General features: G+C 31.2%; 26 protein-coding genes and 1 pseudogene. 3 read left to right on the top strand and 24 right to left on the bottom strand.

Features of this window, described 5'->3' with window-relative positions; all coding sequences use genetic code 11:
• Positions 1–25: 25 nt before the first annotated feature.
• The 6 genes from J2Z44_RS12060 to J2Z44_RS12035 form a co-directional block, all read right to left on the bottom strand.
• Positions 26–910, bottom strand: a complete 885-nt coding sequence (locus tag J2Z44_RS12060) for a class I SAM-dependent methyltransferase (protein ID WP_021285240.1) — start codon at positions 908–910, stop codon at positions 26–28.
• 54 nt (positions 911–964) lie between these two features.
• Positions 965–1,732: a nucleotidyltransferase domain-containing protein gene (locus J2Z44_RS12055; protein WP_021285239.1), complete on the bottom strand. Its 768-nt coding sequence runs from the start codon at positions 1,730–1,732 to the stop codon at positions 965–967.
• A gap of 162 nt (positions 1,733–1,894) precedes the next feature.
• On the bottom strand, positions 1,895–2,701 hold the full coding sequence (locus tag J2Z44_RS12050; protein ID WP_021285238.1) for a class I SAM-dependent methyltransferase: 807 nt from the start codon (positions 2,699–2,701) through the stop codon (positions 1,895–1,897).
• Positions 2,702–3,009: 308 nt separating this feature from the next.
• Complete coding sequence (locus J2Z44_RS12045; protein WP_021285237.1) at positions 3,010–3,786, bottom strand: hypothetical protein; 777 nt, start codon at positions 3,784–3,786, stop codon at positions 3,010–3,012.
• A gap of 11 nt (positions 3,787–3,797) precedes the next feature.
• Positions 3,798–4,814 (bottom strand): anti sigma factor C-terminal domain-containing protein, encoded by a 1,017-nt coding sequence (locus J2Z44_RS12040; RefSeq protein ID WP_021285236.1) that lies wholly within the window; start codon positions 4,812–4,814, stop codon positions 3,798–3,800.
• Complete coding sequence (locus J2Z44_RS12035) at positions 4,804–5,313, bottom strand: RNA polymerase sigma factor (protein WP_021285235.1); 510 nt, start codon at positions 5,311–5,313, stop codon at positions 4,804–4,806. Before J2Z44_RS12035 ends, J2Z44_RS12040 begins: the two co-directional genes overlap by 11 nt.
• Before the next feature lie 512 nt (positions 5,314–5,825).
• Here J2Z44_RS12035 and J2Z44_RS12030 point away from each other — a divergent pair.
• A complete protein-coding gene (locus tag J2Z44_RS12030; protein ID WP_021285234.1) occupies positions 5,826–6,590 on the top strand; it encodes a class I SAM-dependent methyltransferase in 765 nt (254 codons plus the stop codon).
• 566 nt (positions 6,591–7,156) lie between these two features.
• Here J2Z44_RS12030 and J2Z44_RS12025 read toward each other — a convergent pair.
• From J2Z44_RS12025 to J2Z44_RS12005, 5 genes and pseudogenes are all read right to left on the bottom strand, one after another.
• A pseudogene (locus tag J2Z44_RS12025) lies at positions 7,157–7,561 on the bottom strand (cupin domain-containing protein); the annotation flags it as partial.
• Between the two features lie 271 nt (positions 7,562–7,832).
• On the bottom strand, positions 7,833–8,594 hold the full coding sequence (locus J2Z44_RS12020) for a copper homeostasis protein CutC (RefSeq protein WP_021285232.1): 762 nt from the start codon (positions 8,592–8,594) through the stop codon (positions 7,833–7,835).
• A 4-nt stretch (positions 8,595–8,598) separates the two neighbouring features.
• A complete protein-coding gene (locus tag J2Z44_RS12015; protein WP_021285231.1) occupies positions 8,599–10,104 on the bottom strand; it encodes a M81 family metallopeptidase in 1,506 nt (501 codons plus the stop codon).
• Between the two features lie 100 nt (positions 10,105–10,204).
• A complete protein-coding gene (locus tag J2Z44_RS12010) occupies positions 10,205–10,840 on the bottom strand; it encodes an HAD family hydrolase (RefSeq protein WP_209649598.1) in 636 nt (211 codons plus the stop codon).
• Between the two features lie 64 nt (positions 10,841–10,904).
• A complete protein-coding gene (locus tag J2Z44_RS12005) occupies positions 10,905–11,207 on the bottom strand; it encodes a DUF3795 domain-containing protein (protein ID WP_021285228.1) in 303 nt (100 codons plus the stop codon).
• Between the two features lie 322 nt (positions 11,208–11,529).
• On the opposite strand from J2Z44_RS12005, the gene J2Z44_RS12000 reads away from it, so the two are divergent.
• A complete protein-coding gene (locus J2Z44_RS12000) occupies positions 11,530–11,730 on the top strand; it encodes a hypothetical protein (RefSeq protein ID WP_021285227.1) in 201 nt (66 codons plus the stop codon).
• A gap of 173 nt (positions 11,731–11,903) precedes the next feature.
• Complete coding sequence (locus J2Z44_RS11995; RefSeq protein ID WP_209649597.1) at positions 11,904–13,139, top strand: S41 family peptidase; 1,236 nt, start codon at positions 11,904–11,906, stop codon at positions 13,137–13,139.
• Positions 13,140–13,329: 190 nt separating this feature from the next.
• Here J2Z44_RS11995 and J2Z44_RS11990 read toward each other — a convergent pair whose 3' ends face one another.
• The 13 genes from J2Z44_RS11990 to J2Z44_RS11930 form a co-directional block, all read right to left on the bottom strand.
• Complete coding sequence (locus tag J2Z44_RS11990; protein ID WP_021285225.1) at positions 13,330–13,890, bottom strand: GNAT family N-acetyltransferase; 561 nt, start codon at positions 13,888–13,890, stop codon at positions 13,330–13,332.
• A 101-nt stretch (positions 13,891–13,991) separates the two neighbouring features.
• Positions 13,992–14,609 (bottom strand): class I SAM-dependent methyltransferase, encoded by a 618-nt coding sequence (locus J2Z44_RS11985; protein ID WP_021285224.1) that lies wholly within the window; start codon positions 14,607–14,609, stop codon positions 13,992–13,994.
• A gap of 44 nt (positions 14,610–14,653) precedes the next feature.
• Positions 14,654–15,322, bottom strand: coding sequence for a Type 1 glutamine amidotransferase-like domain-containing protein (locus J2Z44_RS11980; protein WP_209649596.1), 669 nt, complete (start codon positions 15,320–15,322; stop codon positions 14,654–14,656).
• A 107-nt stretch (positions 15,323–15,429) separates the two neighbouring features.
• Entirely contained in the window at positions 15,430–15,897 is a 468-nt protein-coding gene (locus tag J2Z44_RS11975) for an NUDIX domain-containing protein (protein WP_021285221.1), read from the bottom strand.
• 78 nt (positions 15,898–15,975) lie between these two features.
• Complete coding sequence (locus tag J2Z44_RS11970; RefSeq protein ID WP_021285220.1) at positions 15,976–16,335, bottom strand: nuclear transport factor 2 family protein; 360 nt, start codon at positions 16,333–16,335, stop codon at positions 15,976–15,978.
• Positions 16,336–16,358: 23 nt separating this feature from the next.
• Complete coding sequence (locus J2Z44_RS11965) at positions 16,359–16,868, bottom strand: GNAT family N-acetyltransferase (RefSeq protein WP_021285219.1); 510 nt, start codon at positions 16,866–16,868, stop codon at positions 16,359–16,361.
• Between the two features lie 178 nt (positions 16,869–17,046).
• The gene (locus J2Z44_RS11960) at positions 17,047–17,889 is read right to left on the bottom strand and encodes an MBL fold metallo-hydrolase (protein WP_021285218.1); all 843 of its coding nucleotides are present in this window, start codon (positions 17,887–17,889) and stop codon (positions 17,047–17,049) included.
• A gap of 34 nt (positions 17,890–17,923) precedes the next feature.
• Positions 17,924–18,571 carry a carboxylesterase family protein gene (locus J2Z44_RS11955; protein ID WP_021285217.1) on the bottom strand — a complete coding sequence of 216 codons (648 nt, stop codon included), beginning with the start codon at positions 18,569–18,571 and terminating at the stop codon, positions 17,924–17,926.
• Between the two features lie 77 nt (positions 18,572–18,648).
• Positions 18,649–19,167, bottom strand: a complete 519-nt coding sequence (locus J2Z44_RS11950) for a GNAT family N-acetyltransferase (RefSeq protein ID WP_021285216.1) — start codon at positions 19,165–19,167, stop codon at positions 18,649–18,651.
• A 78-nt stretch (positions 19,168–19,245) separates the two neighbouring features.
• Complete coding sequence (locus tag J2Z44_RS11945) at positions 19,246–19,725, bottom strand: GNAT family N-acetyltransferase (RefSeq protein ID WP_021285215.1); 480 nt, start codon at positions 19,723–19,725, stop codon at positions 19,246–19,248.
• Positions 19,726–19,837: 112 nt separating this feature from the next.
• Positions 19,838–20,617, bottom strand: coding sequence for a class I SAM-dependent methyltransferase (locus J2Z44_RS11940; protein ID WP_021285214.1), 780 nt, complete (start codon positions 20,615–20,617; stop codon positions 19,838–19,840).
• A 60-nt stretch (positions 20,618–20,677) separates the two neighbouring features.
• The gene (locus tag J2Z44_RS11935) at positions 20,678–21,208 is read right to left on the bottom strand and encodes a GNAT family N-acetyltransferase (RefSeq protein ID WP_021285213.1); all 531 of its coding nucleotides are present in this window, start codon (positions 21,206–21,208) and stop codon (positions 20,678–20,680) included.
• Between the two features lie 62 nt (positions 21,209–21,270).
• Positions 21,271–21,714, bottom strand: a complete 444-nt coding sequence (locus J2Z44_RS11930; protein WP_021285212.1) for a GNAT family N-acetyltransferase — start codon at positions 21,712–21,714, stop codon at positions 21,271–21,273.
• Positions 21,715–21,735 lie beyond the last annotated feature (21 nt).

The raw sequence follows: 21,735 nt of genomic DNA, 5'->3' as shown, positions 1-21,735 counted from the left end.
TTTATAAACTTTTCCTTCTAAATTGTTATTTTATAGATTTAGCTACAACTACACCAAACCATTCTCCCTCAAAAGGAATTAAATCACTATCACTTTTTTCTCCAATTGATTCTCCTATAGCTACCATTTCTGTGCTATGAAAACTCATATCATTATAGGCTTTTTCTATTCCTGCTTTTACAGTAAAATCTTCTGCCCCAACAACCTGATTCTCTTTACAAAATTCCTTTAGCATTTTAAATCCATTGGATTCTTCCTTGATTATAATATAACTGTCTAAAAATGACTTTCCTGTTTTAAGTACTCTTTTTGCTTCTTTTAATCCACCCTCTGCTAAATTTAGCATATTAGCAATTCCAAAGAAAGATGTAGCTACATCAATTGTATTATCTTTAAAAGGCAAATTGGTAGCATCACAAGCTATGTAGTTTACTTTTATTTCTGGGTTAATCCTTTTAGCTTTTAGTCTATCATATCTTAATACTGCAAAACTTAAATCTGTACATATTATTTGCGCTTCACCCTTTAGTTGTTTCACCGTTTTTAGAAATAAGCCCCCCGTACCAGTTGCTATGTCTAATATAAACTTATTCTCATTATTATTTATATTATCAATAATAAACTTTCCTGTCTTATCCACTAGCAGTGTTAGATTTTTAGGATTTGCCTCTGACATTCTTTTCCTCAGCTCTTCTTCATCATATTTCTCAAAAGCCTCTGACCAATTGTTTGTAATTTCCTGTTCCACTGAACCAAAGTTTATTACCCCTTCTTTAATAGCCCACTGATGACCGTCCTTACAACTTAGTTTTCCTTCAACAATCTCACTATTTTCTTCCTTCTCAATTGCCAAACTTAATTCCCCATTGCATTTTGGACACTTTAATAAACTTAAAATTTCTTTATACATCCCCTTGTCCCCTTTTTTGAAAAAATTTATGTTAATTAATTACTAAAAACTATGTTATTTTACCATTGAAATTTCCTTTTCTAACACGTCAGCAAATCTTTGAATATAAGGTCCAAGCCCTTCTAGCCATTTTATAACTTCCCTATGGTCTTTATATTTATTTGGCTCTTTTCTAATTCTTATAGCCTTTTCCATGACCTCAATGTCTTCAATTAGGTTGTTATCCAAAGCCCACTTCCCTGCTTTAGTTTTAGAAATGATTTTACCTGTCCTAAGGGTATAAATACATCTTGCAATATCTAAAAGCCACCCAGCAGAATACAGACTTTTATCTGTTTTGGCTCCAACTCTTCTTATTGTGTCATAGTGTTTTGTGACAGCTTCCAGAATTTCTACTTTTCTTGGATAGGTAAAATTGTGTCTTACTTCCTTACCATATAATAAATGCCCCTGTTCAATTAATTCTATCATGGAAAAAGGATCAAAGCAGTATTTATTTGTTATTTTCTGACCACTAGTCCCCCAATATACCACTGTATCTGGATTATTATTAACAAATCCTTCCAGCGTTAAAAATCCACCTTCAAAGGAAGGAAAATACAAATTATTTCTATATTCCATGGAAAGTTCTTGTCTTAAATTAAGTAATTCCTTTCCTTGAGTATCTGAAATTTCTGTTTCAGTTAAACATAATATATCAATATCGCTCCATCCTAATTTAAAATCTTCAAGGACAACTGAACCATAGAGATATATTGAGGGCTTATTTTCTAGTAAAATCTCAACTATGCGATTTTTCATTATTTCAATTGACTGCTGCATTTCTAAAACTCCCCCATTTTGATAATAATTACATGCAACTAATATGCTCCTGCTCAGTTAGAAATTATAAAGGATGCAATAATAAAAATCTTCTTATCACATCCTTTAAAATTATTTTCTTAACTTATTTCACGGCAATTTAAATACTACAGTTTAAATTACTTACTTAATTACTTTTTTTCTATATCTATAAATATCTCCGCCTGATTTACTAACATGATAAAAGGCTTCAAATCCTCGCTTTAACAATTCCTCATTAGGCTTTCTCTTCCTGTTATCTTCACCAATACAATCAATGATATAACCACCGTTTTTAACAACCCTTGTTAGCTCAGCAATTTCAGCATCGTAATTATCTCCTACTACATGCCCAGACATTACAATATCAAAAGTATTATCCTCATATGGAATTTTCTCTACTGTGCCATCTAAAACTACGACATTAAGAATATTCTCAACCTTTATTTTATCACGTAAATATTCTCGTAGTGCATCTGTTGGCTCACTAGCATAAACTCGCTTAGCCTTTTCAGCAGCAGCAAAGGCAAGTCTTCCCGTACCACTTCCAATGTCTAAAACTACCTTATCATTAAAATCAGCTAGCTCAAATAGAAGGTTCTTATTCCAATCATAGATGTAATCACAGTTTTTATTCATGAGTTCAGGGTAAACGTAAACTATTGATGTTTCCATTTCTCCTATAACAAAAACTTCTGCTTTACGTATCGCTTGTAAAGAAAGATCTTTAGGCACGTCTGCGGTTAACCTTTCAAGGAAATCTCTACTCTCAGGGCACTTATGAAAAAAGTACCACTTTACTGCAGGATTGTACTCAAGTGCTATTGCTAAATTTTTAGAAAAATCCTTATCACTTAAATGATTTTCACACATCATTCTAATAATCCATCTATCCATAAGTAAAAACGAGTTGAAAGAAAATTCCTCTGGCTTTATCCAGTTATAATTCATACACCATTCCTCCATTTATTGAGGGCTACAGCATATTCACCCTCCCATTATTTATAATAAAAAATCTATCATTACACTTCATATCAATTCACCCTTTCAAAATAATATTTATTATCGCCATAGGCTTAAACAATGGAATAATAAATTACTCCTAACTTATTTTACCATGTCATTATTTGTAATGTATACCATAACTTATCAATACTTATGCAGTTTTTGATTATAGTTTGAAATTAATAAGAGAAGAAAACATTTCATGAAAATTAATGTTTTCTCCTCTTTTTATAAATCAAGCTATAAAAGTTTTTTTAACTTTGTGGACATGGACTTATTTCTTTTTTATATCCATACTTATATATTAAAAATAATCCAATTGTAGTTAAAATTAAATCGTATATTATTATATTCAGTGGCTTTGCACCATAGTTCAGGTTAAATAATCTTGTAATATCAAAATTAAATACTCTATTAAGAGAAAAACTACCGAAAATAATACTTGTAATCACAATATAAAATGCAGGGAATAAATATGCTATAATTTTTTTCCCAAATGCAGTTGTTATCCCTAAAACAAATGTTGAAAAGGCTGCTGCTGAAATTGATACAAATAATATTACTAACATAACATAAGCAATTTTAGAATTATGATATATATTAGAAAAAGTACCTATAGACATACCCTTATCATCGGAATATTTTATTCCAAATCTAACAATGAGATGTAAAATTAAAATACCATGACTCACCGCAAAAATGGCAAATGTAATTATGCTATTTACTATTAATTTGACTTTATAATAAGTTTTTACATCTATTACTTTAAGCAATTTACTAAAAAATCCAGATTCTATATCCTTAACTATTGATGTTGAGTATATTAAGCCAATTATTACTGGAGATATTATCCCTATATAAGATCTCTGATAAATTTCTATAAAGTATGAAGTACCATCCATATACATGGATGGCTGTTTTATTTTCATTAAATAAGGTATAGATAAAACTATTATAACTGCTATCATAGAAATTATAGTTCTCCATGATAACAAAGCCCTTTTCAGTTCTAACTTAAAATAAGTCTTCATATAAACTCCCCCTAGTATTTATCAGCTACAGCCCCAATAGTAGCTGCTTTTATATAATTTAAATTTTTTAAGGTTTTTAAAGTTTCCACATCTCCGCTTACTACTACCCCAATAATCCATAAATCTTCTTTATTAATTTCGGTTTTCCCCTTGCTTAATACGTTGAATAAACTTTCATATCTACCATACATACCCTTAGATTCTTTACCCCTGATTATTGAATTAATAAATCTATCTTCTGGATTTTTTATTGGTTTTCCTTGATCATCTATGGCCTTTATACCATAAACCTCATATTCCTCATATACTTGTAATGCCCCTTCTGGCCCTTTATTTCCTCTATTATTAACTTCTGCTTCTGAAAAAGTATCTACCCAACACCAGTTTAATGTGATATTATCAGGCATCATGGCTTTTACTTCTTCAATTGTGTAAGCCTTATCAAAGGACAAGGATATTTCCATAAGCTTATCTTTTTCTATGTTATTAAGTTCCTGTAAATCATTAATATAATTATTGTAACTTATCAAGGGATGGTAAAATTTCATAACTAACTTTCCAGATCTACTGTAATTTCTTGATTCTTGAAACTCTTTATAAGTGCCCCCTGATTTAAATAAGAATTCACTTGCGTCACCATAAGTAGTATTAATTAGTGGCATATAAGTGTAACTTGTTTTATAGTTTCCATCTACTATTGCTTTATTTCCTAAAAATCTATATCTTACATAATCTAACTGTCCCACCATGATTCTATCATCTGATTGAATACCTGTTATATAAGCATTAGGCAGTGCTACATTAAACCAGTTCTCTAGTTTCATCATTTCTTTATGGCTTATGGAATTTAAGGCGAAACTATTTGCTATTAAAAATGTGGTGCTTAAAATTATAAATATCATTAAGCTTATGATTATGTTTCTTATTATAGAAAAAGTTTTAGCTCTTTTAATAGTGTCATTTAAAGTAGGTGTTGGTTTATCTTTCATCTCAAACAATTCTTTTAATCTTTCCTCATCACTTTTCAAAATTATCCCTCCAAACCTTTCTAAATTGTTCCCTAGCTCTAAAGAGATAGGTTTTTACTGTATTCTCATTAATATCTAAAATTTCAGCTATTTCTTTGTAAGACAATCCTATGTCATACTTAAATAACAGTAAGTTCTTTTGTACTTCACTAATTGAATTTAAACATTTTAGAATTTCTTGTTTTTTCTCTGAATCTAGTATATAATCTTCTACTAATCTATCCTCTCTTAGACTTTCTTTAAAAATGTCTTCATGAAGACTAAGCTGAGTATACCTATTGTTTTTTCTGCATAAATCATAGTACTTGTTAATTGCTACCTTGAAGAGCCAGGAGGATAACTTTTCAGTTTGTATTCCATCTATATATTTTAATGCTTTATAGAAGGTATCTTGAACAATGTCCTCAGCATTAGCTTCACTGCATCCAAGCTTAATCAAATATTTATATATGAGATTCATCTTTTTCTCAAACATCTCATTAATTAATTCATTGCTCATCATATCCCCCTTCCATAAAGTTAATCAATTAATTGCTTCTGAAGTACTTCTATTATTAAGACGTTGCACCAGCAAATATGTATACACTAATTTTACACTAAATCAAAAATCTACCAAATATTTTCTATATACTCCATCTACATGTTCTATAAATCTGTACCAAATTTAAAAAATGTTTTTGGTGCAAGAGGACTGTTTATCATGAGAATGAACATTACTATAAATTTATATTTTCAAGATCCTAAGCATTAAATATCAAAGCTATTTATTAAGGTAGAACTTTTAATTTCTTATAGTTGTACAGTTCTAGATTTATTTTTCTATATAAATTCTTGTTGTTTTCATGGTACTTTCTCCTCCTACTAAGTACGGTGTGTAAAGCCCAAGGTTACAATTGTATGCAAACTTGTTAACACTTGGAATAAGGGAATATTTGCTGTATAATGTTGAATAAAAGAAATTTCTGGGATATTTCCAGGGGAATATATCATCTAGGGGATAGGGGGATACATATGAATTTAAATGAACTATATGAACGTTTTGAAGAGGATAAAAGATTAAATACAAATAAGGCTAATAGTATAGAGTTTTTAACTTCCATATCATACATTGAGAAATTTTTGAAGAAAGGTATGAAGATTCTTGATATAGGCGCTGGTACAGGAGCTTATAGCATTTACTATGCAAGCAAAGGCTATGATGTAACTGCAGTTGAACCAGTGGAAAAAAATTTAGAAGTTATTAAAACTAAGGCACTAGACAAAAGTCTTAAAATCAATATTCAGCAAGGTAATGCATTAGACTTATCTAGTTTGCCAGCTGAAAGTTTTGATGTTGTTTTATGTTTTGGCCCACTTTATCATGTGGATACTGATGAGAAAAAACTAAAGTGCATTGAAGAAACTAAAAGAGTTTGTAAGAAAAATGGAAAGATATTTTATGCTTATTTATCAAATGACATGGTATTCATAACAGAATCAATGTTATACAACAAAGAGTATTTAGGTGGACCTCATTATGACCATAATACTTTCAAGCTAACTGACATGCCTTTTTGTTTTATGACAGTTGATCACATGGTTCACTTAATGGAATTATCAAAGCTAAAAAAGGTGAAACATTTTGCAGCGGACGGATTATCTGAGCTACTAAATGAAAAAATAAATACCTTTAATGAGGAACAATTTGAGGAATGGTTTAGATTCCATCTTTACACCTGTGAAAAGAAAGAACTATTAGGCTATAGTAATCATATAGTTTTTATTGCTGAAAAGTAGGACTAAAATTCAAAGCAAATCCTATGATAAATATATATTAAAGCTGAATTTTTGGGTTTCGGTATAGCCTTGTAGCAGATAATTTTGTTTTCTGTGTTCAAAAGGTCTTAAGTGAGCAAAGACAATGTTAGTATATAAATCAGTTTTGACTTTGAATTCATATTGTTAAAGCCAACTTTTATGATTTTCACTAGTTTGATTACTACAAAATCTAATAAATAAAATGTGCTAACAAAAAACTAAGTTAGCACATTTTATTTTAATTTAAATTTCTACTTATTCTATAAATTGCTTACCTACTCTATAAGTATGCCTACTTTAGGAAGGTCAACTAATTTCTCTTCCACTTCACGGTAGCCATAGAGCTGTGGTGTTAAATCTTCCCCAGCAGCTAGACCTAGATCCATTGCTTTTCTCCATGTTGAATTACTACTTATATCATATACAATGCCCTTAATAGCTACATAAGCAGGCCTTCCCATTGTGCCGTCAAACTGAGCTAACTCTCTAAGAGTAAACTTTCTAGGTTGTGTAGAATAGCTTTGCTCATATTCCCCATAATAGCGATGGTCATGTTCTGCAGCATCAGCATCAGCTTTTGTTTTATGAACTGTACCACGTGGATGTTGTGGTGGTGCATAAATAGAGTATAGTTTTATTGGTTTTTTACCTGTATTAATCAAATTGTGCCATGTACCAGCTGGTATTATGAAGATAAAGTCATCACAAACCTTTGCTCTAAAATCTAGGCAATTTTTTCTGTCCCCCATCATAACAAGACCTTCACCTTCTTCAATACGTATGAATTGATCAAGGTGAGGGTGATTTTCTAAACCAATTTCCCCTCCAACAGGGATACTCATTAAAGTAAGTTGTAAATGCTTTCCTGTCCATAAAGCAGTACGGAAATTTTTATTATCTTTTGTAGCCTCTTCAATATTAATTACAAAAGGCTTTGGCCCATAATCTTTTGATTTCATTTCCATGCAATCTAAGTTATTCATATGCTTTTTATTATGGTGTTGGTAAGGCTTCATGTCGTACATATCATCCATTAAGTCTAAATCATACTTTGAATCTTCCTCACAATATGAGCAAGGATATTTTTTGTTAGAATTAGGCATATTGTTACTCCTTATATAATGTTCTACCACCATAATATGATTAATGTTTACAAAAGGTGCTTTTAAATCATGGAATAAAATGGCCCTTCTTTCCTGCAACTAAAGGTTATATTTACTTTTAAATATCCCTATTTTCTTCACTTAACTCAATTCTATCTAAAGCTTCCCTAGCTCTTTTAATAAGGTTATAATCTGCCCTTTCCACAATAAATTCACTACTAGGAGTATTCATTCTTTCGGTACACTCTCTGTATTTCATTTCACTTCCCACATTTACTTTTCCTGATAAATGAAAATCAGTGCAACCTGTCAATTTATATATTTCTTCTAGGTTGTTAGCATTTACTCCACAGCCAGGCATTATAGTTATATACTCTCCAAAGGTCTTTTGAAGCTGCCCAATATAACTTGCTCCTTCAAGGGCATTTTGCCTTTGTCCTGAAGTTAAAATTCTGCATATTCCCATTTCAATAAGTTTTGGAATATCATCCATTGGGTCTTTAGAATCATCAAAAGCTCTATGAAGTACTACTTTAAGAGGGTGAGCAATTTTTACAAGTTCCTTCATTCTGTCAATGTCTATCTTTCCACTGTTTAATAAAATACCTGTTACTACTCCCTGAAACCCCATTTCCTTTGCAATGATAATATCATCTTTCATGGTTTCAAATTCATTGTCATCATATAGAAAGTCTCCAGAACGAGGACGTATCATTACAAAAACTTCTATATCCTTTAGGTCTTTTGCCTTTTTCATTAATCCATAGCTTGGAGTAAGTCCTCCAATGTTTAATGCAGAGCATAATTCTATCCTGTCTGCTCCTGCCTTCTTTGCAGTTATCATTGATGTGTAAGAATCTACACATACTTCTAAAATCATGAGCTTATCCTTCCTTTGCTATCAGATTCTCTAACGCATTATACTTAAAATCATCATCTAATGGGAATATTGGCCTTTTTACCAACTTATAATCTAAGGTTTTTAAATCCTCATTTGTGCTTCCTTTTGTAAGAGCCATTATGCTGCGTTTTGCAACTTCTTCATGTTGGTGAGTAAGATAACCAAGCTTACATACTACGATTTCAGCATCTCTAGGGTCTACTCCTAAATCTGTAAACATCTCAGGTACTATATAACCTACATGAGCTTCTGCGAGAACTATATCCACTCCCTGACTATTAAATAATGCTAAGTCTCCCTTTACCATTCCTTCTCTAGACCAATCTTTAATATAGGCTTTCACTGTACCCCTTGCAGTAATAGGTGATGTAGTAATAGTATCAAACTTAGCACCGAAGGTAAGTGTTACTTCTTTTCCAACTTTTCCTTCACATTCTTTTGTAGCTATGGGGTCATATATTCCCCCGTATATCACTGGTTTTCTTAAGTTATTTGTTCTCTCATCTCTCATTATTAAATTTAGAAAGTCCGTACAGTCTGAAGAGGAACCAGCCGTTGGATTATCTCCGGAATCTGAAAGATAAATAGGTAACTTTCCTTCCTTAACTGCTTCAAAAGCAACATCTAAAGCTTCCTTATCATTATAGGTTTCAGTGTGAAAATGAAAGTCATGTTTTTTTGACCAAATAAGCTCTGCTAATCTCACAGCCTCTTTTTCTGCTAGCTTAAGGTCATCATTTGCCACCACATAAACAGCAATAGAGCTATCCTCATTATCCGCCCAAGGGAACCCCATCAAGTAGGAAGCAGCCATTATGCCTTCCTTTTCTTCACATTGTCTAAGTTCATTAATTAGCTCTACCATAGGTTCCACAGACGTTTGTGATTGTTCTCCAGCAATTAGAATTGGAACCTTAACCCAAGCGGATTTAGGCTTTGCCTTATTCTCAAGAACATCTATAGTCATTCTTGCAGCGTGCTCACCAGTTTCAAAGCAATCTGTATGTGGAGCACATTTATAACCAACAAAACCATCACAATTGTTATGCATTCTTTCAGTCATAGTAGTGTGCATATCCAGTGAGGAAATTATGGGAATCCTTGGAAATATACCTCTTAAATCTTCTAGAAGATATCCTTCAGCCTCACCTTGTTTATCAACTCTCATAGACCCATGCAATGCTAAGGTTATTGCATCTATTGGTGCTTCTTTCTCAGCAGCTTTAGCTCTTTCAATTATTTCTTCCTTAATTTTCATATAAAAATCATAATCAACTTCCCCATTAGGCACTGCTCTAGCAAACACTGTAGGAATTACTTCATAACCTGCTCCTTGTAAAGTCTTTATAATTCCAGTTGTAGAATCATTTTCTCGAAGATTATTGAAAATATCCTCTCCATGTATAACTTTAAAATCCTTTTCCCCTGCTATTATAGGATTAAAAGAATTAGACTCATGATGCATTCCTGCAATTAAAATTCTTTTCATTAGATTTCCCCCTACCTTGTATTTTTTATAATTTTTTTATTATCTATTTATCTTAATAGCTCAGTTTTTTATATTTATTTTAAAGTGTTTATAACTTGTTTTATGTAATATATTTAAGTATGTCTCGTAAATCTTCAGTATCCACAGCATACATTGCATTCTCTCGAACCTTTGAAGAGCTATTTATAGCAATAGATTTTCCACAGTAGTGAAACATAGGAATATCTGTTGAGCCATCTCCAACAGCAACACATTCCTCTGGATTTATGCCATTCTTCTCACAATAATCCTTTAAACACTGGATTTTTTCTTCAGCTCCTATATAATTCACTATGGCTCCAGTAAATTCCCCATGAACTACTTCATAATCACTACCATAATAATCATCAAATCCCCAAATATCACATACAGCTTTAGCCACTTGCTTTGGCCCCACAGTAATTACAATGCATTTCATATTCTCTTGGTGTAATCTATCTACTACGCATTTTATATTTTTTAAAGGTTTTGCAAAATCTAAAAAGCACTGACCAATCTTACTTTCCTTAAGACCTAAAAGTAATTCAGCTCTTAGGTAATCGGCTTCTTTGTAGTTAATTAGCCCTTTTTCTTCCCTATCTTGAATTAAGGAATGTTCTTTTTCTTTTCCATTTAAAATACATGGTAGCATAACTGAATGAATCTCTCGAATTAGGGTGTCATCCAAATCAAAACAAACGAGCTTAGTGTTTTTCATTAATACTCACCTTCATTTTTAATTTTATTTTGGCAACTTTTATTTTTAGGTCTACCTATAAAGTCTATTTTCTTTTTGTTAATTTTGTATAGGTTTCTTCACCATTTTTCCATGTGTTTAAATTAGCTAATCGTTCCCCATTATCTCCGTGCTCAGGATTATTGAAAGCATCTTGAAGGTTTTCACAAGGGAGTTTATTGCAATGTCCACAATGATTAAAACCCTTTTCAATTGAACATTTTGCTATTTGACATTGTCCCCAAAACATATTGCTCTGACTTTTTTGACATCCTGGGCAGTTTGTCTTTTCTCTCCACTCACAATCTCCACAGTAAGCACCGCACATAGCTATCATATTTTTATCCATACATATCCCCACTTTCTTAAAGTTAAATCCATAAGTTTATGGTAATTAATCATAAAAACTTATATATACTTTCCATACTATTGGTTAATTTCCTTTTTAATTTATAAAATATTTGTAATATTTAACTTAAATACACTTAATAATGAAGATGAAAAAAACTCTCCTTTTTATAGTAAAATAACTTTAAAATTTAATATTAAAGTAAAAATTAAAGTTTAATTTTCTTTCCAAATAATTGGACTTCAATTAAGGTTATGATATAATTTTGGTATATACTTTAAAATAAGTATTTATTATCCATAAAAGGAGAGGGGCGATCGAAATGAAAGATATAATTCCAAATATAGTTCTTATGCTTTTAGGAATATTAACGCTTATATTAGAATTTAATTTTCTAAAACTTAATGGAGCAATAGGTTTAGCATTGACAATAACCGGAGTACTACTTATTGGTGCAGGTTTATTATACAAATCAAAACATCCTATTAAAGTATTAGCAGAGCTTTTTATGAATTTATTTTAATAACTTGTAGTGGGTTTTTGAAAAAATTAGTAACACTAGCGATGGTAAATTTGAAATAGATGTTGTTAATAGGAAAAAAAGTGGTGTAGTTTATTTTAAAATGAGCGTTCACAATTCCTACTAAACATAAGTTTTATACATGAAGTTAAGTATTTAAGAAAGAAGATGATAAAATGAAAAAAAAGTTTCTAATTGTCATTATCCTATTCATACTTATTGTCACTGGATACTATTCATTAATGCAAAATCCATTAGCAACAACTTCTTCCAAAAATAAACAATTAACTGAAACCCAAAAGTTAAATGATTTTGAATACATGTATACAATACTTAAAGATGATTATCCATATTTTGAAGTTAATAAAAGGCAAAACGGAGTTGATTGGCTATCTATGAAAGATAAGTATATATCTAAAATAAAGGCCACCAATAATGATGTTGATTTTTATAAGGTATTAGAGAACATTTTATCTGAATTCAATAATGGACATGTTTCAATGATTAATAAGGATTTTTATTCATTAATGCAAAACCTTTATGAGAAAGATGCTAATTCTAGTGAAGCATGGTTATCACAACTGAATAGTGAAGTAGCAAAAGAAAGATATTCATCTATGCCCAACTCAAAAGATGTACCTAAAAATTCAAAATACATTGTCCCCAATAATGTGAAAACAAATCTATTAGAAAAGGATAAGGTTGCCTATATGGCTATACATTCATTCAATTCCTTTAATATTGAAGGTGATATGAAAATAATAAACCCTTTTTTACAAAGTATTAAGGATTATAAGGCACTTATAATTGATATAAGAGGTAATGGTGGAGGGGACACGAGGTACTGGTCTGATAATATAGTGCCAATGCTGCTAAATAGCACTGTTACTGATACCCAATACCTAGCTTTCAGAGGTGGAAATTATGTTGAACAATTTATTAAAAGCAGACTTGGCTACAGTTACTTCAGTCTTAGTAAAATTTCTGATATGGATAGCGATGTATTAAAAAACTCCCCTCCTGAACTTAAGACGGATTTTAAATATTATTCTACTAATAATACGAGTTATAAACCTATGAATTCTATAGGATTTAATGGAAGGGTATTCCTCTTGATAGATAATGGAGTCTTCTCCTCTGCTGAGGCTTTTGCTGTATTTGCTAAAGATACAGGGTTTGCAACTTTGATAGGAGAAAAAACAGGAGGCGATGGAATTGGTTTTGACCCAGCAATTTGCACTCTTCCTAATAGTGGATATATTTTCCGTTTCCCCTTAGAAATGGGGCTAACCTCAGATGGAACTAGCAATTTTGAACATAAGACTGAACCCGACGTTAAAGTATCTGCAAAAGTTGGTGCAGATCTCACAAAGGATGAAACTATTAAGGCAGTATTGAAGCTTATAGATTAAATTGTAGTCTTCTTCAGTGACCACCTATGTTTCGTACCTAGCAAAAAAGCCTTAAATCTTTAATGTAGGCATAATATAAAGTTATGGTAGTTTACTACATTCAAAAAATGCTGATAAGGGAAGCGTGTCCCCATGACTTCCCTTAAAAACTTCTTTGTTTCTCAAGAAAAAACAACCTAAAATGTCTATGCTACCCTCTATACTCTTCTTTTAATATTGAATAGTATTTGCAATCCACTATGGAGCCATCTTTTATCTTGTGAACTTGTCTTAAAGTGCCTTCATATTTTAACCCACACTTTTCAATAACCCTGCCAGAAGCTGTATTATCCACATGATGACGCCCTGTTATGCGATTAAACCCTACTTCTTTAAAGGCAAATTTAATGAGAGCTGAAAAAGCTTCAGTGATTAGCCCTTTATTCCAATAGGCTCTACCGATGCAGTAACCTATTTCACAGCTTTCAATATTATTATCTACATTCATAAGTGCAATAGAACCAACTACACTGTTATTTTCCTTTACTTCAATTGCCCAGTTATAAATTTCTTCACTAATATATTTATCAATCCACATTTCTAGAAGCTTTCTACTTACTTCAACATTACTGTGAGTTGGCCAAGATAAGTATTTTGTAACCTCGTCATCTGATGCCCAATTATTATACATATCCTTAGCATCTTCTTCTTTAAACCTTCTTAGTATAAGTCTTTCAGTTTCAATGGTTTTAGTTCCTATATGATGTAACATTGTGCCCCCTACCTAAAATTCATTCTATGTTCTTCAATATGAATTTTTATATTTATCATATTCTTATTTTAATCATATCTTTTTAGAGATTTCTAGCAACATTAACTTGTACTAGTTCTACATTTTCTAAATATATAATATTTCCACGGTGAATCTTTATCTAATAGAATCTCTTTTTCAAAGTCAAATTTTTTAGAGGAATATAACTTTAACTCCTCTAGAGTATGGAAATAAAAATCTCTATCGTATTCCTCACCCTCAATTGTTATATAGCTTGATTTTTCACTTTTCCCTGTGCCATCTTTAACTGCTATATGCAAAAATCCATTATCATTTATAACCTTATAAACTTCCTCGAATGCCTTTGAGAGCTTATGATTTGGAAGGTGTATTAAACCAGCTATTATAATGCAACCATGAAATTTACCAAGATAAGAATAATCATTTAGCATATCTTCAACAACAAATTTAATATGTAGATTTAGCTTTTTTGCAATTTTAATACTTTCTTCACTAAAATCAAGCCCAGTAACTTCAGCCCCAAGCTTTTCTAATCTCATACTTTCATATCCCGCTCCACAACATAAATCTAAAATCCTTGGGTTTTGTGGCAAATAATTAATAAATTCCATTAGATATGGAACCATGGATTCATCTTCATACCATTTATTAGCCCACTCTGAAGCGGTTTTATTATAAAAATCTCTCGTACCCTTCATAGAGAATCCCCCCCAGTGTTATTTTTTACCTTGCAGCATACTTTTTAACTTAATCCTTTATAAAGCTTTGCATTCCCTAGTAACGCTACCTCATTACCATTTACAATTATGGCACTTTCAGGTTCTGTGGTGTATACTCTTTTTCCTTTTTCAGCCATATATCTTTCGATGCTTTTATTTTGAGATTCTGTATTTTTATAATGAACTTCCACAGCAAAATCCTTAACATAACTTAAACCTTTTTCATAAACAAATTCTGGATAATCATCATCTGGTGAAATATAGTAATCCTCACACTGCATCATAGTACCTGCACTCCACCCCATCTTTATTCCAGGATGATTTTCAAGGGTTTCAATTAAATCAAATTCTTTTAACCTTCTCATTGTTTTTTCTGGAAAGCCACCAGTAAAAAAGATTATATTGCTTTCATTGATTTTTTCCTTTGCACTATGACTGTTATCAGTAAAATAGTTAATCAATGTGACATTATCATCACTGATTCTATAAGCATAGAAGGGAGTAATCATTCTTAAATACTCTCCCCCACTATGTTTATTGTAAAGTGATTCCCACTGTTCCGCATCTTTTATCCAATCCTCATGAAAAGCAAAGGGTATTATGCAAACTTTATGGTCAGGTTTAATTATATTTTTAAAAGTTTCATAAGCCCAAGGCTGATGAAAATCTAGCTTGTCTAGTAAAATATTCACAGTATTGCCCCCTTAATCTAAACTCAAATTATTATAATTGAAGCTTACTTATCCCCGTATTTATAAATATCACTTTTTTATTTATATAACTTATTTAACTGAAATTCTTAATATGAATCTCCTAAATATATTGACGTGGTAATATTTCCTTCCTGATCAAAGACTCTTTTTAACTCCTCTGGATATATAGTTTTATCCTTAAACTCCCTAAAATCTATCCACTCAAAACCTACTTGGTCTGAATCAATATTAGTTGCCTTTTCAAAATCAAAGTCAGATTTAATTTTACAAAAGAACATGAAATCAATTTGATGTTTTTCTGCATGTAATTCTGAAAATTTATGATTCTTTCCTATATATTCTGAAACTAATACGAGTTCTCCTACCTCTATGAGAGCTCCCAGTTCCTCTATACATTCTCTCTTTAAGGTTTCTTCAAGGGTCTCTCCTCCCTCTTGTCCTCCACCTGGTAGTACATAATAAGTAATTCCTGTTCTTTTTGAAATATATTTTGTAAAAAGCAGTTTATTATCTTCAATAATTATTGCTTTTGCAGTATTTCTTAGTTTTATCAAAATGTTAATTCCCCTTTTAAAGTATAAGTCTTCACTTTATAACAAGTTTCTTACAACAATAGTAGATTAACTTAAAGTTTAGCTTTTAGCCTTAGTTCCCTGATGGAAAAACAATTGCCACGTTCCATTAATAATCTTCCATATAGAACTTCTCCTTAAAGTTACCCCACTACTCGTATTAAAGGTTTCAAAGTTAAGTAAAACTACATCTTGGGCTAAACTCCTTACAATAAAGTTACTTGGAATTATCTCAACTTCCTCGTTGTCAGGTAAACTGTCCAAGACTTCCTGCTTATTACAAACATGCCCTGATGTACAGTACTCAATAAATTCATCTGCGAGGAGTTTATCTAGTTCCTCTGCAGATTTTCTTATCTTAGGATCTAAAAGTCTTTTTTCAAGGTGTATAATTTTTTCTGAAAGAGCTTCAAAACTCATAAACAACAACTCCTTTTTCACTCTTAAAGCTCTATCCAATACCTTTGAGTTATTCTCTCACCTTCAGCAACCTCATTTTCTAGCACTCCACCATTTTTCATTATGGTTCTCGCTGAACCTAAATTATCCTTATCGCAGGTAATTAAAGCCTTATTAATTCCTAGTTCTTTTGCCACAGATAGTGCAAGTGACAACATCAATGATGCATAGCCCTTTTTTCTTTCACTAGGTCTTATGCCATAACCAATATGCCCTCCATAATTAAGTAAATAATCATTTAAATAATGTCTAATATTAATAGCTCCTAAAATTCTCTTATTATCTTCAACCAAGAATAAAGTGTGAGCTGGAACAAAACCATCAGGACAGATTTCTTCAAATTTATAGGTGTTTTCTAGCCAAGTTTTATAATCCTTATCAAGTAGCCTAGCAGCATAGGGTACAATATTCTCCTTTGCTTCCTCCCACTCTCTAATAAAATCATGATGCATTTCTTCCATTTCTAAAGTAGGTCTTAATAACTCTATTTTCATATAATTCATCCCCTTTATAAATACTTTTCCACTCTAAGTCTCTTCCTTTGTTACTTCATTAATCAAGTTAATTAGCTCTTATTTCCTTATTACTACGTAAAACAAACATTTTTCTAAACACTTTACTTCTGATATCTTAAATATGAAAACCCTATTCCTGTGATTTTCGTAAGGACTATTAAATCTCAATCTTCATCCCATCATAAGCAAATTTTATATTCTCATACAGTTTTTCCAGCTTCAAATAGTCCTCATAGGATTTGCCCCAATCTTCTTCTATATGAGTCATAATAACTTTTTTAATGCTGTACTTGTGCTTTAGTTCTTCGATTTCCTCCATTGTAAATAATTCTTCTCTAAGTAAATTATCCTTTTTAAGTAGGAATCCACCCTTAAGCTCCTCTCCAATAACTGTGTTTCCAATTATCATCACATCTGCATTCTCAAAAATCTTGTGCTCTGGGAAAGGTTTTACATCACAAGGAGCATAAATAACCTTGTTTCCATTTTGTTCAAAGACAAAAACAGTAGCAGAGGTTGCTTTAATAAAAGTAATTTTTATATCTTTCAAAGTAATGCTTTCTTCCACTACCTGCCTTTTTATTAAGTTTCTATTCTTTTCATAGTAATCTAAGAAAGAGCCATACTTAAAACCAATGGTGTTTATATCCTCCATTACATGTTCCATAGCTAGTACCTTTATTGGCTTTGTACATTCTCTTCCCTCCGAAATCTCTAACCAATCTAAACGTAAATGTTCAAAAACTCTCATTCCTAGAGTGTGGTCGGGGTCTATATGGCTAAATAATACTGTATCTATTTGCTTCACATTGCTATAATTAATAGCATGAACAATATCCTCTGGGGTATCCACCACTAGGTTTAAATCCTCTAGGTATAAACTGCATCCAAATCTTGAATAAGGTTTTCCTTTTTCCCTTGCTTCCTTACATATATCACATTGACAAAGTGGTTTTGGTAGTGCAACACAACCACCACTTCCTAGTATTGTAAACTTCATCTTTCTGTCCTCCAAACTGTAATAAAAATTAGACCTATATCTTTCTTTTCTGTTTCAAAAGCCACTGATAAAGCTCTCGTTCTTCATATGCTAATGTGCAAACTTCATGTCCTGCACCTTTGTAAACTTTAAATATAATATTAGGATTATACTTTTTTAAGCAATCAACTATTCTTTTAGATTCCTCAAATTCAACTACAGTGTCATTATCTCCATGTGCAACCCAAATAGGTAATTGCTTTAAATTCATAGCTTTTTTAGGTGATATTGCACCTCCGCTTATGGGTGCTATTGCAGCAAATCTTTCTGGGTTAAGTATGGCAAAATTCCATGTGCCATATGCCCCTAAACTATATCCAGTTAGATACTCTCTTTCCTTATCTATACTATAATTATCTTCTATTTCATCTAGTAATTCCTTTAACATATTAAACTGCATTTCCCATACTTCACCTGCTGGGCACTGGGGACATACCACAATGAATGGAAAATTATTATCTTCCCTTAATATCTTATGTATACCCCATTTTTTAATATCATCTATGTTATTGCCACGCTCCCCTGGACCATGTAAAGAGAGAATCAAAGGCCACTTACTATTTGTTGTATAGTTTTTAGGTAGATATACAATATAATTCAATGTAAGCTTTGTAGCTTTTTCAAACTTACAACTCTTAATCATTACTTAATTCACCCCTTGGAATGCTGTCTTAAACATTACTACTAGACCCTATATAATTTATAGTAAAAAAATAGATCCTATAACTCTATCCAATACCTTAGAACCTCTTTACCAGTTTCTTTTGAAACTATTTTATTTTCAAGTTTACCGCCATTGGACTCAATAATTCTCTTTGATCCAATATTATCAAAATCACATGTTACCAATACTTTTTCAAGTCCTAGTTCTTTAACTTTTTCTAATACTAATTTTAATATAACTTTCCCATATCCTTTTCTTCTGAATCTCGGTGATATATCATACCCAATATGTCCACCTTCTTCAAAATTTCTTTTACCAAGTTCATGTCTTAACCTAACAGTACCTAGAATATCGCTATTACTGTTTATAAGCCACCATTCAGTTGAAGGTACATATCCTTGTGGCAATCCAATGCCATTAGATAAATCTTTAAGGTCTTGAATATAATTTTCAAAATTAAAATTAATATTATAATAATCACTGCTAAAGATATGTTCATTGCTATGATTATAATCTTTAACCATGTTAGCGAATTTTTCTCTTAACCAAATATCTGGTTTAACTAAATCACACACACTTATCACCCCATTATATAAAGAAAATTTTCTGCCAAAATAAAATTACTTAACCTCTTAACTTGCCTTGGTTTCCTTCTACAAGTTCAGCTCCAATCTTCTATTTCGTGTTGTCATACCTAATGCTTCATAAAACTTAATAGCAGCAGAGTTAAATTCCCATACAACTAACTGTAACGATGAAGCCCTTTCTGCCTTTGCATAATTTACAACATGCTCAAACAACAATCTTCCAATTCCTTGTTTATGACAGCTTGACTTAACACAAAAGTCATCTATAAATGCAATTTTTACTGGAATTAGTATTTGAATGTTTTTAGAAGCTATAATACTCACAATACTGTATGCTACCAACTCTTTATTACTGACATCTTCAACTACAAATAGTTTTGTATCATTTGAAGTTATTAACTCATCAAATTGCTCTTTTATCATTGGTGTATCAACATCTACATACACGTCTGGTCTATTATTCACATGTAGCTTATGAACTTCTGAAACAAGCTCATTTATGCTTTGGAAATCACTTGCCACTGCTTGTCTTATTTTGGTTTCCATTTTAGCTCTCCATTCTAACTAAATTCAGTGTTATGTCCTTTTTCCTAAACAAACTGTTGAAATGTCTTGAATCTTGAACTCCATATCTAGTAATTTTAAAAGCTCAATAATATTAGCGTTTCTTTAATTCGTATATTAACATCTTAGAATTTTCATCAGCAATTACGCTGAAATCATATGCTCCGTATACATTTTTTATTTCCAATCCAACTGATGTAAATAATTTCCTTGCTTGATCATTAAATAAATACCCAAGCTTAAAATCATCTTCAATTTTATTAATCAAGTCTTCATTATGAAAAATCTTATAAATATACTTCATTGATATAACTTGCTCATTAGAATCATGATCCTTTTGAATAGAGTATTTCTTTATTTTATACCCTAATTCTTCATCAAAGTATTCAAAATCAAGCCTTTCACTACTTACATTTAACTTATCTGGGTTAGGATTAAACTGATCTATAACTACTATACAGTCATCACTCATATGCTTTTTAACACATTCTAAACATGCAGTTCTCTGTTCTTCAGATATTAAAGAAAGAATTGCTAATCCTAGAAAAATGATTAGATCAAATTTCTGATTTAAATTAAAATCTGTCATATCTCCCTTTATAAGCTGTATATTGTTTTTATAGTTTAAATCTGTAGCTTTTAATTTTTCTTGTAGAATATCTAGCATTGATTCAGATAAATCTAGTCCAACTATACTTTCACATTTTGATGCTAAAGGTATTGTTACTCTTCCTGTTCCACACCCAATTTCTAAAACCTTAGTATGCTTATTAACGTATTTTTCATAGAAGTTCAAATCTATATCATATTTTTTTATTTCATTTCCCTTATCATAAAATCTTGCAGTATTTGAATAAATATTTTCTTTACTCATGTTTATCCCCATCTTTCTCCTATTAATATATCTTTATGAACTCATTCAAAGGTTAAAAATTCATTTAACCTTTGAATATAGTATATTATCAAAATACATCCCATTAAACTCCATAACTTTTCTTAACAAGCCTTCTAATTCAAATCCACATTTTATAGCAACCTTTTCACTTGCTTTATTTCTCGGATCCATACGAATTTCAAGCCTAATTAAGCCAAGCTCCTCGAAAGCTATTCTTTCTAGCTCTTTTACTGCTTTAGAAGCAACTCCTTTATTAAAAAGCTTTCTATCTATAAAATAACCTATCTCCCCAATATGAGGACTTTCTTGAAATATTCTTATATTACAGCCTCCAACAACATCATTGTTATATATAATTGAGTAATTATATTCTAAGTTATTTTCCCTCTTATACTCCCGCCTTTTAATCCATTCTCTTTCCAAATCAACGCTTTCAGGAATCGTAGCATGATAGTATTCAAATTTGCCTTCTGTTAAGATCCTAAAATAGGATTCTGCATCTTCAATTATTGGATATCGTAATTCAATAATAAACCTCTCCCCATCTGTTAAGTTTAATTCAATCTTCATTGTTTTAAATTCACACCTATTGAAAATATCCTAAAGTAACTACTTAAATTCTCATAGTTGTATTAATACCTATAACTATAGATTATTTCATCCTTAACTTCTGGCTCCTCAGCTCCTATGCTCCTGTATAGAGCACAGGCTGCTTCGTTACTTATATTTGTTGGAATCCATATTTTCATTACTTCCTGTAGCTTTCCATCTTCAATAATTTTTTCAATTATTCTTTTAGCAATTCCCATTTTTCTATAACACTTCAAGGTTCCTATTTCATATAAACAAATCATGTTTTTTGTAGTATCAAGTCGTCTTTGAACATAAGCTATAGCATAAGCTACTGGCTTATTATCTACTGTTGCAACATAAAACCAATTATCACCGCTACTTAAAAACTTTTCTATGGCAGCTTCACTAAAAAAACATAAGTCTTCTTCACCTTTTACATTGCTAATGGCATCTTTAATATAACTCATTTCACCTATTCCACATTTAAAAATCTTTTCAATCATTTTTATCTCCCCAAATCTATA

Source organism: Clostridium punense (assembly GCF_017874425.1).
GTDB classification, from domain to species: Bacteria; Bacillota; Clostridia; order Clostridiales; family Clostridiaceae; genus Clostridium_J; species Clostridium_J punense.
The sequence above is the reverse complement of the archived record's forward strand: the minus strand, read 5'-3'. Positions and strand labels throughout refer to the sequence as shown.